Source organism: Peribacillus sp. AS_2, assembly GCF_026891895.1.
Lineage (GTDB): Bacteria > Bacillota > Bacilli > Bacillales > DSM-1321 > Peribacillus > Peribacillus frigoritolerans.
This window is the reverse complement of sequence record NZ_JAPTGA010000002.1, coordinates 497,466-511,096: the sequence shown is the minus strand read 5'-3', so window position 1 is coordinate 511,096 and position 13,631 is coordinate 497,466. Positions and strand designations below refer to the sequence as shown.

The 13,631-nt window shown below is 40.9% G+C and carries 15 protein-coding genes; 14 read left to right on the top strand and 1 reads right to left on the bottom strand.

Features of this window, described 5'->3' with window-relative positions:
- The first annotated feature begins 88 nt into the window (after positions 1-88).
- The 14 genes from OTG27_RS05255 (at position 89) to fni (ending at position 13,362) form a co-directional block, all read left to right on the top strand.
- Positions 89-982 (top strand): MerR family transcriptional regulator, encoded by an 894-nt coding sequence (locus OTG27_RS05255; RefSeq protein WP_268936408.1) that lies wholly within the window; start codon positions 89-91, stop codon positions 980-982.
- Between the two features lie 91 nt (positions 983-1,073).
- Positions 1,074-1,649: a genetic competence negative regulator gene (locus tag OTG27_RS05250; protein WP_034308068.1), complete on the top strand. Its 576-nt coding sequence runs from the start codon at positions 1,074-1,076 to the stop codon at positions 1,647-1,649.
- A gap of 269 nt (positions 1,650-1,918) precedes the next feature.
- A complete protein-coding gene (locus tag OTG27_RS05245; protein WP_034308065.1) occupies positions 1,919-3,196 on the top strand; it encodes a Glu/Leu/Phe/Val family dehydrogenase in 1,278 nt (425 codons plus the stop codon).
- A 154-nt stretch (positions 3,197-3,350) separates the two neighbouring features.
- The gene (locus OTG27_RS05240; RefSeq protein WP_057276277.1) at positions 3,351-4,319 is read left to right on the top strand and encodes a YpdA family putative bacillithiol disulfide reductase; all 969 of its coding nucleotides are present in this window, start codon (positions 3,351-3,353) and stop codon (positions 4,317-4,319) included.
- Between the two features lie 27 nt (positions 4,320-4,346).
- Positions 4,347-5,312 (top strand): asparaginase, encoded by a 966-nt coding sequence (locus tag OTG27_RS05235; protein ID WP_106026843.1) that lies wholly within the window; start codon positions 4,347-4,349, stop codon positions 5,310-5,312.
- A 97-nt stretch (positions 5,313-5,409) separates the two neighbouring features.
- On the top strand, positions 5,410-6,096 hold the full coding sequence (prsW, locus tag OTG27_RS05230) for a glutamic-type intramembrane protease PrsW (protein ID WP_268936407.1): 687 nt from the start codon (positions 5,410-5,412) through the stop codon (positions 6,094-6,096).
- Between the two features lie 136 nt (positions 6,097-6,232).
- Positions 6,233-7,057 carry a spore cortex-lytic enzyme gene (sleB, locus tag OTG27_RS05225; protein ID WP_374941240.1) on the top strand — a complete coding sequence of 275 codons (825 nt, stop codon included), beginning with the start codon at positions 6,233-6,235 and terminating at the stop codon, positions 7,055-7,057.
- A gap of 14 nt (positions 7,058-7,071) precedes the next feature.
- Positions 7,072-8,427, top strand: coding sequence for a germination protein YpeB (ypeB, locus tag OTG27_RS05220; protein ID WP_034308052.1), 1,356 nt, complete (start codon positions 7,072-7,074; stop codon positions 8,425-8,427).
- Positions 8,428-8,640: 213 nt separating this feature from the next.
- Entirely contained in the window at positions 8,641-9,060 is a 420-nt protein-coding gene (locus OTG27_RS05215) for a flagellar brake protein (RefSeq protein WP_268936406.1), read from the top strand.
- 241 nt (positions 9,061-9,301) lie between these two features.
- Complete coding sequence (locus OTG27_RS05210) at positions 9,302-9,487, top strand: YpfB family protein (RefSeq protein ID WP_098865327.1); 186 nt, start codon at positions 9,302-9,304, stop codon at positions 9,485-9,487.
- Between the two features lie 195 nt (positions 9,488-9,682).
- Entirely contained in the window at positions 9,683-10,357 is a 675-nt protein-coding gene (gene cmk / locus OTG27_RS05205; RefSeq protein WP_057276282.1) for a (d)CMP kinase, read from the top strand.
- Positions 10,354-10,941: a lysophospholipid acyltransferase family protein gene (locus OTG27_RS05200; RefSeq protein WP_268936405.1), complete on the top strand. Its 588-nt coding sequence runs from the start codon at positions 10,354-10,356 to the stop codon at positions 10,939-10,941. The genes cmk and OTG27_RS05200 overlap by 4 nt, the downstream gene beginning before the upstream one ends.
- 215 nt (positions 10,942-11,156) lie before the next feature.
- Complete coding sequence (gene rpsA / locus OTG27_RS05195) at positions 11,157-12,296, top strand: 30S ribosomal protein S1 (RefSeq protein ID WP_034308045.1); 1,140 nt, start codon at positions 11,157-11,159, stop codon at positions 12,294-12,296.
- 19 nt (positions 12,297-12,315) lie between these two features.
- A complete protein-coding gene (gene fni / locus OTG27_RS05190; protein ID WP_268936404.1) occupies positions 12,316-13,362 on the top strand; it encodes a type 2 isopentenyl-diphosphate Delta-isomerase in 1,047 nt (348 codons plus the stop codon).
- Positions 13,363-13,429: 67 nt separating this feature from the next.
- Here the strand turns inward: fni and OTG27_RS05185 are convergent, their stop codons facing one another.
- Positions 13,430-13,561, bottom strand: coding sequence for a YpzI family protein (locus OTG27_RS05185; RefSeq protein WP_065311210.1), 132 nt, complete (start codon positions 13,559-13,561; stop codon positions 13,430-13,432).
- Between the last annotated feature and the right edge of the window lie 70 nt (positions 13,562-13,631).

The following is a 13,631-nucleotide window of genomic DNA, read 5'->3' as shown; positions in this document are numbered from 1 at the left end:
AGCGAGTATACCGGGATTTTACAGACCTTGAAAAATCCACTATAATTTCATCAAATGATCGTACAGTTATTGGAGGCCTTGTAAAACCATGCAAGAAGGTAAATATAATATAAAGGCAGTTTCAAAGCTGCTGGACATTCAGTCGGGAACCCTTAGGGCTTGGGAAAGGCGCTATAAATTTATCGAACCTGTAAGGAATGAATCGGGGCACCGGCTGTATACTGAAAAACATCTGCAAATCCTTAAGTGGCTCATTACTAAAACAAAGCAAGGTTTTACAATAAGCCAAGCCGTTTCACTTCTCGAAAGTACAGGCACCCTAGCGCCTGGAGTTCCTGAAACGAACCGTAAGGATGAACAAGCGATTAAGTTATCGGATGAATTAATCGAAGCTCTATTGAATTTCAATGAAAATAAAGCCCATATGCTGATAAGCCGGGCATTCAGTATGTATACAATCGAACAAACCATAGTGGATGTACTCGGTTCAATAATGGTTCAGGTTGGGGATAAGTGGGAAAGGGGAGAAATTACTTCCGCTCATGAACACTTTGCGTCGAACATAATAAAATCCAGGATCAGTTCGGTTATGCATACAATTCCGACTAATGGTTTTCTTCCGAAAGCCCTTACCGTCTGCGCTCCCGGTGAAAAACATGAATTTGGACTATTAATCTTCACCATTTTTTTGAAGCGGAAAGGGTTTGAAACCATTTATTTAGGAGAATCCATTGCTGATAAGGACCTTTTCACCGTTCTAAACATCATTAAGCCCTCTTACCTATTCATGTCATGTTCACTGAAAGAGAATCTTGATGGAACATTTAAGCTGGTTGAAGCGTTAATAAAGGATTTTCCGGATTTGAAGGTGGGTCTTGGCGGTGCGGCTTTGAGCCTTATTTCTGAAGAAGACCGAACTGCCTTCAGCGGAGTCTTAATGGGGGACACGCAATCGAAATGGGAGGAGTGGCTGAAAGGTTAGCGACGGCCGTATTAGGAGAAATAATGGATATGCACTCTAAGACCAAGGCTTCATATGATGTATGAAGATGGTAACCAGGGGGCATTTTTTTATGAAGCTGGAGCGATTAACTAATAATAAAATCAAGATTTTTTTGACCCTTGATGATTTAATTGATAGAGGCATAACGAAAGAAGATATTTTAGGGAATTCCTTAAAGGTCCACAAGCTATTTCAGGATATGGTCGAAGAAGCGTGCGAAGAACTCAGCTTTAAAATGAGTGGCTCCATTGCAATCGAAATTTTCTCCTTGCCTGCACAAGGGTTGATAATCATTGTGACAAAGGAAGAAGAGGAACTATTGGCAGACGAAGAGGAATTTTTGGATTTACAGGTGAAAATTGATGATTTCCCCCATATTCTTTATGTTTTCGATGACTTTGAAGATATCGTCCAATTATCTCATAGATTATCTTTTCAAGGTTTGCTTAAAAGTACCCTTTATCATTTTGAGGGTAGATACTATTTACTTATCGAAAATGTTAAAGACACGACATATGACACGGTCATATCTCTAGCGGCGGAGTATGGCCATGCATCTACATTGACACTCAGCCGCATCAATGAATATGGAACATGTATCATCGAAAATGAAGCGATACATGTTTTGCTCAAACATTTTAGCTGATGTAAAACAAAGAAGACAAGGCAGCCGCATTACGGTAAAAAATGTGGTTTGCCTTTTTTTATGTCAACTTTCGGCCGAACAAGATATACGGTAAAAGAGTAAGAAAGCAGTTGATATGATAACGTTTTCATTTTTAGAATATTTCCAACTTTTAATTTCCCGTTTTTACTCTTGCATAAATGTAACGAAGGTGTATACTAGCACATGAAGAGGACTATTTGTACATTATAATATTATATATGGATGAGATATTCTAGGAGGTACTTTTAATGGAATCGGCAAAAGGCAATAGCCATGTAAATGAAGAAGAAAAACACGACGTACTGAGGTCAACCCAAACTGTAATACATAAAGCTTTGGATAAGCTGGGTTACCCGGAAGAAGTTTTTGAGCTGTTGAAGGAACCTTTGCGTTTATTGACGGTGAAGATACCGGTACGCATGGATGATGGATCGGTTAAAATTTTCACGGGTTACCGTGCGCAGCATAACGATGCTGTTGGGCCTACAAAAGGCGGTATCCGTTTTCACCCTAATGTAACGGAACGTGAAGTGAAGGCATTATCCATTTGGATGAGTTTGAAATGCGGCATCGTAGATTTGCCATACGGCGGGGGTAAAGGCGGTATCGTTTGTGATCCTCGTAATATGTCATTCCGTGAGCTTGAAAGACTGAGCCGGGGCTACGTTCGTGCAATTAGCCAAATCGTGGGGCCGACTAAGGATATCCCGGCACCTGATGTATTTACAAATTCCCAAATCATGGCTTGGATGATGGATGAATACAGCCGTATGGATGAATTCAACTCGCCAGGATTCATTACGGGTAAGCCGCTAGTGCTTGGTGGTTCTCATGGCCGTGAATCAGCCACTGCTAAAGGTGTAACGATCTGTATCAATGAAGCTGCCAAAAAACGCGGCATCGATATTAAAGGGGCACGGGTCGTCATTCAAGGTTTTGGTAACGCAGGTAGTTTCTTAGCTAAGTTCATGCATGACGCAGGTGCTAAAGTCATTGGTATTTCAGATGCATATGGTGCACTCCATGATCCGGAGGGATTGGATATTGATTATCTTCTCGATCGGAGAGATAGTTTCGGAACCGTAACGAAATTGTTTAAAAGCACAATTTCAAATAAAGAACTGCTTGAATTGGAATGTGATATTTTAGTTCCGGCTGCAATCGAAAACCAAATCACTGAAGAAAATGCTGCGGATATCAAAGCATCGATCGTTGTCGAGGCAGCTAACGGACCTACAACAATTGAAGCGACACAAATCCTGACGGATCGCGGAATCCTTCTTGTTCCTGATGTGCTTGCTTCTGCTGGCGGTGTAACGGTTTCTTACTTCGAATGGGTACAAAATAATCAAGGGTATTACTGGTCTGAAGAAGAAGTGGACGAAAAGCTGGAAAAAATCCTTATAAAATCTTTTAATAACATTTATGAACTTGCTCAATCAAGACGCGTTGATATGCGCCTAGCGGCTTATATGATCGGCGTAAGAAAAATGGCTGAAGCTTCTCGCTTCCGTGGTTGGATCTAAAAGGATTCAAATCGGTTTTAATATATAGTTAACATCATGTTCATTGCTTTATCATTGAAATGAATTGTAAAAACTCCTATCATGTATTGATAGGAGTTTTTATTTTTTAGACGAACGTATCACATAGTGGATGGAAAGGCAGTGGAGAATAAAGATGAATGTTGAAGAAGTCATTATCATAGGTGGGGGCCCGTGTGGATTGGCTGCTGCGATCGCTCTTAAAGAAGTGGGAATACAGTCCCTGATCATTGAAAAAGGAAATGTGGTTGATTCCATTTACCGTTATCCGACACATCAAACATTTTTCAGTTCGAGTGAAAAACTGGAAATTGGTGATGTCGCTTTTATAATCGAAAACCGTAAACCGGTCCGCAATCAGGCGCTAGCCTATTATAGGGAGGTAGTCAAAAGGAAAGAATTGCGGGTCAATACATTCGAAAAAGTGGAAAAAGTGGAAAAAAGAGAAGATGGCAAGTTTTTAGTCAAGACATCGAAAGGGGACTATACAGCTCTGCATGTGATCATATCGACCGGATACTACGACCATCCTAACTATATGTGCATACCGGGCGAACAGCTCCCTAAAGTATTTCATTACTTTAAGGAGGGCCATCCCTACTTTAATTGTGATGTTGCAGTCATCGGTGGCAAAAACTCAAGTGTGGATGCAGCTTTGGAATTGGTCAAATCAGGAGCAAGGGTATCAGTCCTTTATAGAGGATCGGATTACTCTCCAAGTATCAAACCTTGGATTCTTCCGGAATTCGAATCATTAGTCCGCAATGGAACGATCAAGATGGAATTTAATGCGAATGTCGACAGGATAACGGAAGACAGCGTGATTTATCATGTAGGTGATGAGGAAAAAGTCATTAAAAATGATTTTGTATTTGCAATGACTGGTTACCATCCTGACCATTCCTTTTTAGCTGCAATGGGCATAACTATTGATAAGGAGACTGGAAGGCCTGCATATAACGAGGAAACGATGGAAACGAACGTTAAAGGTCTTTATATTGCAGGAGTTCTGGCAGCCGGAAATAATGCGAACGAAATCTTCATCGAGAACGGCAGGTTTCATGGTGGATTGATTGCCTATCATTTGGCCGTTAAAGAAAAGTGAATGATATAAATGAGGAGCAGTGACCGTATGGAAAAAATATCGCTAATAACGACTGGTGGGACTATTGCCAGTAAAGAAACTGTGAATGGTATGCTGGCCTCTGGTGCATTGACTGGCCATGAGTTGGCATCACTTTGCGAATTGCCCAACGATATCGAGGTTAAGGTGGTTAATCTTTTCCAGATTTCAAGCATGTCCATGTCCTTTGAGAAAATGCAACAGCTTAATTTAGCCATTCAAAAGGAATTGGAGGATCCGGAAGTTACGGGAATCGTCGTGACCCACGGTACGGATACACTTGAGGAAACGGCTTATTTCCTTGATGTCACAAGTAAGGATCAACGACCTATCGTATTAACCGGCTCCCAACGTTCTCCTCAAGAAGTGGGCACCGATGTATATTCCAATCTAAGGAATTCGATATTATGCGCTGCAAGTGATCTTATTAGGGATGTTGGGGTAGTGGTCGTTTTTAATGAGCGGATCTATTCAGCAAAGTATGTCAAAAAAGTTCATGCTTCCAATTTACAGGGATTCGAATCTTTTGGCTATGGATATTTGGGGATAATTGATAATGATGTCGTGAGCATCTATCAAAAACCTTTACATAGGGAGTGTTTTGATATTCAGAATCCCATCCCAAGGGTCGATATCATCAAGTGCCATACAGGAGCTGACGGCCTCTTTATTGATGCTGCGGTTGCAAACGGTGCGAAAGGCATCGTGCTCGAGGGTGTAGGAAGGGGACAAGTCACCCCTGTAATGGTAACCTCCATACAAGCTGCAATCGATAAAGGAATCACGATCATCATGACTACAAGTGCAGAAGAAGGAAAAGTCTACCCAGCTTATGATTATGAAGGCAGCGCATTTGATCTAAAACAACGCGGTGTGATTTTAGGCGCTGATTATGACAGCAAGAAGGCACGAATCAAGTTAGCTGTCATGCTGGCAAGCGAAAACCCTATAGATGAGACCTTCTTTAAGTACTGAAGGATTAAATAAAAAATGGAAGAGTTGATTCTTGGATTCAGTTTTTCTTCATTCCATGGTACGATTAAGGAAACGAAGATGAAAAGAGGGTCAGCTAATGCTGGTCATGTTGTCAGCGGCTATTGCGCCAGGATTGGCGCTACTGAGCTATTTCTATTTGAAAGATCAATATGAGACCGAACCGATATCGGTTGTGGTCAAAACATTTATATTCGGTGTTTTTCTTGTATTGCCGATTATGTTCATACAGTATGTGCTCGAAACCGAACAAGTCTTGAATACGGATTTAGCAAATGCTTTTTTATGGGCTGCACTGCTTGAGGAATTCTTCAAGTGGTTCATACTCATTTACGTTATTTATCAGCATGTGGCATTCGATGAGCCATATGATGGAATTGTTTACGGAGCTGCAGTCTCCCTTGGATTCGCCACAATGGAGAATATTTTATACCTGCTGGCCAACGGGGTGGAACACGCTTTTCTCAGGGCCGTTCTCCCTGTATCCAGTCACGCTTTGTTCGGTGTGATCATGGGATATTATTTGGGCAAGGCGAAATTTTCGGCTTCGAATAATAGGGTCTATTTATTATTGGCATTGATCATACCAATTTCGTTACATGGGGTTTACGATTATATTTTGGTTTCCCAAAAATTTTGGGTGTACTTTATTATGCCATTCATGATTTATCTATGGTGGTTAGGCATGAAAAAAGTAAAGAAAGCACGTTTGTTGTCCGACTTTCACGCAGAAAAACTTTCACAGAATCACTACCTTAGCAAATGACGAATACTATCAAAAAATGGAGTGCTGGCATATTTTGCCCGCTCCGTTTTTTTTATGTTTGGAATAAAAAAGCCAGTAAAGAAGAAAATAGAATTACATTAATTCAAGAAAAAGAGGAGTGTTTTTGATGAAAGGAATTTCGTCAAAATGGAAATGGCTTTTGCTGTTTTCGTGTATAACTATATGTTTCGGAATTTACCCGGAAACAAGAACAAATGCCTTTTCGAGCCAAATCATTCAAAAAGGTGCGGTTGGAGATGATGTAATTGAACTGCAGGCACGCCTGCAAAACATCGGTTACTATAACGGAAAGATTGATGGAGCCTATGGATGGGGCACTTATTGGGCACTTCGAAACTTTCAACAAGATTTCGGGCTGCCAATCGATGGTTTAGCAGGGACTACAACAAAACAGAAGTTAGCGAATGCGTCTAATTTCAATAAAGCATGGGTTCATGAGCAAATCAATAAAGGAAACGAGTTTACCTATTTTGGGGGGGTCCCCATTGAGAAACAGGTAAAAGCGAAAGGAAATGGAACTGGAGGGACCGCTACCGGAAAAGCCCCCTCCAAACCAACGACATCTGCCAATCTTCCAGGGGGTTATTCTCAAAACGATATACAGCTGATGGCCAATGCCGTTTATGGAGAGGCGCGAGGGGAGCCATATACAGGTCAGGTTGCCGTTGCAGCTGTAATCCTGAATAGGGTGGAAAGTGCCGCATTTCCTAATACCATTTCGGGAGTGATTTTTGAGCCTGGGGCGTTTACGGCTGTTGCGGATGGACAGATTTGGCTTACACCGAACGAAAGGGCGAAAGAAGCCGTGGTGGATGCTATCAATGGGTGGGATCCAAGCGGTAATGCAGAATATTACTTTAATCCCGATACGGCAACAAGTAAATGGATCTGGTCAAGGGAACAAATTAAAAGAATCGGAAAACATATCTTTTGTAAGTAAAGAGGTGAAGGAAAATGATCAGGAATATAGTGATTGCCCTGCTTGTTGTAGTTGTTGCGGGAACTGCATTCTGGGGTTATCAAGAACATAAGGAAAAAAATGCTGTATTAATCAACGCGGAAAATACGTATCAGCGTGCCTTTCATGATTTAAGCTATCAAGTGGATTTATTGCACGATAAGGTCGGCAGTACTTTGGCCATGAATTCACGTTATTCATTAAGTCCGGCGTTAACAGATGTTTGGCGTATCACTTCCGAAGCCCAGAGTGATGTCGGGCAGTTGCCATTGACCTTGCTTCCTTTTAACAAGACAGAGGAATTTTTATCGAAAATTGCGGACTTCAGTTATAAAACAGCGGTAAGGGACCTTGAAAAAGAACCATTGGATGATAAGGAATATGCGACACTGCAATCCTTGTACACACAGGCAGGAGACATCCAGGGCGAGTTAAGGAAAGTGCAGTATCTAGTCCTTAAAAACAATTTAAGATGGATGGATGTCGAGATGGCTCTTGCATCAGGGAAAGAAAATTCGGATAACACTATCATTGACGGATTAAAGACGGTAGAGAAAAAAGTATCTGGTTACGGGGAAACAAATGAGATGAACCCGACTTTTACTTCTGCACAACAGAGGGATGAAAACTTCAAAAATTTGCAAGGTGAAACCATTACGAAAGAAGAAGCAATCGCGACAGCAAAAAACTATGCACACTCAAAAAGCAAAAATTTGAAGGTGAATGTGGAGGAAAATGGAAAAGGTTCCGATTATGGATTTTATAGTGTGAGCATCCTCGATAAAGATTCAGATACTGAATTGAATATGGATTTGACAAAAAAAGGCGGTTACCCTATTTGGTATATCAATAATAGAGACGTGAACAAAACAAATATTGATTTGAATCAAGCCCATACAAAAGCCGAAGCTTTTTTAAAGGAACATGATTTCAGTTCACTTGAATTATTTGAAAGTGCTCAATACGATAATATCGCATTATTGAATTTCGTAACATCAGAAAATGGAGTCAAGATTTACCCAGATTCAGTCAAGGTCAAAATCGCATTGGATGATGGATCCGTTATAGGTTTTTCAGCTGATGAGTATTTAAAATCACATAAAACCAGGGAAGTAGGGAATCCGAACATATCCGAGAAAGAAGCAAAGGACAAAATCAACAGCAACGTAAAAATAATGGAAGAAGGAAAGGCGTTAATCACCAATGATATTGGTGAAGAAGTTCTTTGTTATGAATTTCTCGGTACGATTAAAGACGATACCTACCGTATTTTCATTAATGCAGATACCGGTCAAGAAGAAAAGGTGGAAAAATTAAAGAATTCCGAACCGGTATATGAGAATTTAATTTAAAACAATCGCCAATTATAAGTTGTAGGGAAATGTGCTTAGTCACTTTCCCTTTTTCTTATGACATAATAACTTCAGGATTATTGGATTATATGGGCCGTAGAGGTATTATGTGGTTTCCTCCTATCGAATAGGACGTGGACGACGATGTTTAAAATTGGTGATATATCAATACTCGAACCGAAATACATACCACAGAAGGAAAAGTTCAAATGAATGTTTGTAGAAATGGGAACGGGTTGTTTCTATACGGACTTTCCCATCGATGTAGAGACTGGAAAAATTGCATTCCTTATGGATGGGACACAATTCAATGTTACATTTTCCAATGAAGAGCATGCTGTTTATGTATTCGAGTCTGAAGTGCCTGGAAAAGTGAAAGGTAGAATACCTATGATGCAACTATTGCTGCCCGAAGCAGAAACGTTTGTTAAAATCCAGTGGAGGCAAATTCGTACTCCTGGATGTAACCTTGGATACGGCCATTCATCCAGAACATTCCGAGTCTACCCCTTTTCGCACATTAACGGAGGATATCAGCGCTGGCGGAGTTTCCATAAGGCTTTTAAGAGGCACTGCAATTCAATCGGTTTCGCAATTATACCCGTGGGTGCCGCTTACGATGAAATCAGGTGAGTTTCATTATTTAAGGTTAAAAGCAAAGTCATTCGCGTAACGGAAAAGAGCATGGAAATATGCTGCTGCACGTCCAATTTCGTGAACCTTCAAAAAATGATATACAGACATTAATGAGGTTTATATTTGAAAAGCAGGTGGATTTAAAGAAAAAAGGTTTGCATGTTTAACTTGATTGAATGAAAAACAGCGATTCCATCCATACTGCTAATATAAACGGATGGAGGGTGCGGCGGCTTATATGAAAACATTTGAAAGACTATTAATTAAAGTGATCATCATCCAATTGGCCTGCTTATTTTTTTTCCAATTCCTTTTGAGCAGGGAGGAGCAAATCTTTGATTTGACCAAGCTCTCGAGGTATGAAGGTGTCACCAGCAATAATTATACGAAAATCATTGAAACATTCAATGGGCCCCATAAGTAAAAGCGGTGATACCCGCTTTTTTTTGTAAGAAGATTTTTAGTAAAAGGATAACGTTTGATGGCTGTTGGGATCAAAAAAAGAACAAAGGTGATTTTGATCGTACACATCCCTTTTATTAATGATTTTCCCGCTAGTTGTGATAAAATGAAAAGGTACTAAATAATCAGCATGATTGTAGGATTCTTGGGAGGATTTATGAAAAAAAAATTATCAGTCGCAATCGATGGACCAGCTGCTGCTGGAAAAAGCACGGTTGCTAAAATTGTTGCAGAAAAGTTCAATTACATATATGTGGATACAGGGGCAATGTATAGGGCCATTACCTATAAGGCCCTTAATCAAAAGATTCTCCTTAATGATGAACAAGCATTATCAGAAGTTCTCATCAATACGGAAATCGAATTAAGACCTAGTGAAAATGGGCAGTTGGTTTTCTTGGATAACGAGGACGTGACAGCCCAAATCAGGAACAATGAAGTGACTGGTTCCGTTTCGGAAGTGGCCAAGCACCGGAGCATCCGGGAGGAATTGGTTCGCAGGCAGCAAATCTTAGGTGAAAATGGCGGTGTCGTCATGGATGGCAGGGACATCGGTACGCATGTGTTACCAAACGCCGAAGTAAAGGTATTTCTAATCGCTTCTGTGGATGAAAGGGCACAGCGGAGGCATCAGGAAAATATATTGAAAGGTTTTCCTTCAGATATCGAAAAATTAAGGGAAGAAATCGCAACAAGGGACAAGCTGGACTCCGAACGCGAGGTATCGCCATTGAAAAAGGCAGCGGATGCTATCGAAATCGATACGACCTCATTATCGATTCAGGAAGTTGCAGAAAGTATCATGTCTTTAATAGAAGAGAGGAAAAGATGACATTGGATTTTTACACATTTGCCAAGAACATCGTAAAAGGCGTTTTAACGCCTTCGTTTAGGGTTAAAACACTCGGAAAGGAACATATCCCTAAAGAGGGCGGAGTATTGATCTGTGCCAATCACATTGATAATTTGGATCCGCCCGTAGTTGGCATGACATCTCCAAGAGATATTCATTTCATGGCGAAAGAAGAGTTGTTTCATGCACCTGTTTTAAAGGGTATATTACCAAGAGTAAATGCATTTCCCGTGAAACGTGGCAATAGCGATCGGGAATCCCTTAGGAAAGGCTTAAAGCTTTTGAAGGAGGGCAAGGCGATTGGTCTGTTTCCCGAGGGAACCAGAAGCAAGACTGGTCAATTGGGAGAAGGTTTGGCGGGGGCAGGATTTTTTGCGTTGCGGTCTGATGCCATTATCATACCGTGTGCAATCATCGGCCCATATAAATTTTTACGTCCATTGAAGGTCGTTTACGGTCCTCCAATAAATTTTACCGAATATCGTGAACAGAAAATATCAGCCGATGAAGCCACCAAGATCATCATGGAGCATATTGGGAAATTGATTTCCGAGCATAAATAGTCCTTCATACTTGACAATTTTCTGATTTTGTTAGAATTTATAAAATAAGGGTATTGTTCCTTATTGCCGATGAAAAGGAATATAACTTTATTACTCTAAAAAAAACTGTTTTTATCTTTATTAGGAAAGTGTTTTTATTGAACCACTTTAAATAAAATATGTGGCCGATGAAGAGGAAATTTGCTGATCAGTCATGGGTTAAGGAGGAGTTAGTAATGACAGAAGATATGAACCAAGTAGAAGTGAACAATTACAAAGTTGGGGATCAAGTTAAAGCAACCGTTTCAAAGGTAGAAGAAAAACAGGTCATTGTCGATGTGGAAAACAGCAAGACTGATGGAATCATACCTATCAGTGAGCTTTCAAGCCTGCATGTCGAAAAGGCGTCAGATGCCGTTTCGGAAGGTGATGCATTGGAGCTGGAAGTCATTAAAGTCGAAGAAGAAGCTCTCATTCTATCAAAACGTAAAATTGACGCTCTTAAGGCATGGGATGACCTGGAATTGAAATTTGAAAATGGAGACGTATTTGAGGCTGAAGTTAAAGATGTCGTCAAAGGCGGGCTTGTCGTAGATCTAGGCGTACGTGGTTTTGTTCCAGCTTCTCTAGTAGAAGACTATTTCGTTGAAGACTTTTCTGATTACAAAAACAAAACTTTAACATTCAAGATCGTTGAACTTGAGAAAGACAAAAATCGCTTAATCCTCTCACATCGGGCAGTGGTCCAGGACCAAAAGGAAAAGCAAAAAGCAAACGTCTTGGATAAGATTGAAAGCGGGCAAGTGCTTGAGGGTGTGGTCCAAAGGATTACCGATTTTGGTGCGTTCGTGGATATTGGTGGCGTAGACGGCCTTGTCCACATTTCCCAGCTTTCCCATCAGCATGTCGACAAGGCATCCGATGTCGTGTCCGAAGGGGATAAGGTGCAGGTGAAAGTGCTATCCATCGATCGTGATAATGAAAGGATTTCACTTTCCATCAAGGATACCCTTCCTGGACCTTGGGCAGGAATTGCAGAAAAAGCTGCCAAAGGCTCTAAACTGGAAGGTATCGTCAAACGCCTTGTTTCTTTTGGTGCATTCGTGGAAATTTTTCCAGGCGTAGAAGGGCTTGTCCATATATCACAAATTTCACACAAGCATATTGCCACACCGCAAGAAGTACTTAAAGAAGGCCAGTCTGTCGAAGTGAAAGTGCTGGAAGTCAATGAAACGGATCAGCGTTTATCATTGAGCATCAAGGAACTTGAAGAACCTCAATCCAATTACAACACATCAGATTATGAGATGCCTGAAGAATCGAAGGGTTTTCAGTTAGGTGAAATGATCGGTGATCAATTGAAAAAACTAAAATAAGATAATAATGGTGATGGCCTTGGAGAGAAAACAACGAAAATTAGATCATATAGAATTTGCGCTTAAGACAGGACAGCAGCATCAAACCGGACTAGAAGATATTTCGTTTATTCACCAAAGCTTACCAGGTATTTCCTTGAATAATGTGAACCTCACAGCAGAAGTTGGCGAACTTGAATTAAGTTCGCCAATTTTTATAAATGCCATGACCGGAGGCGGAGGCCCTGAAACGGAAAAATTGAATGGTGACCTCGCCATTGCTGCAAGGGAAACGGGAATCGCCATGGCGGTAGGATCGCAAATGGCAGCCATCAAGGATCCTAGCCAGCAAGCTTCTTTCAGAGTTGTAAGGAAGGAAAATCCTGATGGTGTGTTGATTGGTAATCTCGGTGGTGAAGCAACAGTCGATCAGGCTAAGCGGGCAAGCGAAATGATCGGGGCCGATGCCCTTCAAATACATATTAACGTCATCCAAGAATTGACGATGCCTGAAGGGGACAGGGATTTTGCGGGTACCCTTTCGAGAATAGAAAAAATCAATGAAACGATCGGAATTCCTGTCATCGTAAAAGAAGTTGGATTTGGGATGAGTATGGAAACGGTACGGCAATTACATTCCGTAGGTGTTTCAATCATTGATGTAGGCGGGTTTGGCGGAACGAATTTTGCTAAAATCGAGAATGAAAGACGAGCAAAAATACTCGGATATTTTAATGAATGGGGCATACCGACAGCCGCTTCGATTGTCGAAGCAGTGAATGTTTCACCACAGCTTTCAGTCATTGGGTCGGGTGGCATTCAAAGCCCTTTGGAAATTACAAAAAGCCTGGCGCTAGGAGCGAAAGGTGTCGGATTGGCTGGACATTTCCTCAAGATCTATAAAGAGTTGGGCTTGGAGCATTTGATTAAAGAAATACATTACATACATGAAGATTTAAAGGTCATCATGACTGCACTTGGATGCGGTAATATCTCAGAGCTAAGAAAATCGAAATTAGTCATCAAAGGAAATACCTATCATTGGTTATCTCAAAGAGGCATTGATTGTTCCGCGTATGCTAAATGAATGACCACAAAAAGGAAGCATCTCATTGGATCGAATGGAGATGCTTCCTTTTTGTTCATGGATAGACTTAACTATTCCTTTTTCGTGCCTCTTCAGGGCTTTCCATTCTTGTTGCCCCTTTATGACCCAGTGATTGGTCCCTGTCGGACTCCACCCGTTTACTTTCTCTTAATTTCTTCTCTTGTCGATCTTTTCCCATGTTCACACCTCCTTTTTAAATGAATGGGGTAAGGTTTCCTCATTAAATGCCGTGCTTAACGTTTATACTT

Coding starts and splice junctions, on each gene's coding strand:
- OTG27_RS05235 (WP_106026843.1), top strand. CDS start 4,347: ATGGAAAAAATATCGCTAATAACGACTGGTGGGACTATTGCCAGTAAA.
- OTG27_RS05240 (WP_057276277.1), top strand. CDS start 3,351: ATGAATGTTGAAGAAGTCATTATCATAGGTGGGGGCCCGTGTGGATTG.
- OTG27_RS05215 (WP_268936406.1), top strand. CDS start 8,641: ATGTTTGTAGAAATGGGAACGGGTTGTTTCTATACGGACTTTCCCATC.
- OTG27_RS05255 (WP_268936408.1), top strand. CDS start 89: ATGCAAGAAGGTAAATATAATATAAAGGCAGTTTCAAAGCTGCTGGAC.
- OTG27_RS05210 (WP_098865327.1), top strand. CDS start 9,302: ATGAAAACATTTGAAAGACTATTAATTAAAGTGATCATCATCCAATTG.
- OTG27_RS05245 (WP_034308065.1), top strand. CDS start 1,919: ATGGAATCGGCAAAAGGCAATAGCCATGTAAATGAAGAAGAAAAACAC.
- ypeB (WP_034308052.1), top strand. CDS start 7,072: ATGATCAGGAATATAGTGATTGCCCTGCTTGTTGTAGTTGTTGCGGGA.
- OTG27_RS05185 (WP_065311210.1), bottom strand. CDS start 13,561: ATGGGAAAAGATCGACAAGAGAAGAAATTAAGAGAAAGTAAACGGGTG.
- rpsA (WP_034308045.1), top strand. CDS start 11,157: ATGACAGAAGATATGAACCAAGTAGAAGTGAACAATTACAAAGTTGGG.
- cmk (WP_057276282.1), top strand. CDS start 9,683: ATGAAAAAAAAATTATCAGTCGCAATCGATGGACCAGCTGCTGCTGGA.
- prsW (WP_268936407.1), top strand. CDS start 5,410: ATGCTGGTCATGTTGTCAGCGGCTATTGCGCCAGGATTGGCGCTACTG.
- OTG27_RS05200 (WP_268936405.1), top strand. CDS start 10,354: ATGACATTGGATTTTTACACATTTGCCAAGAACATCGTAAAAGGCGTT.
- OTG27_RS05250 (WP_034308068.1), top strand. CDS start 1,074: ATGAAGCTGGAGCGATTAACTAATAATAAAATCAAGATTTTTTTGACC.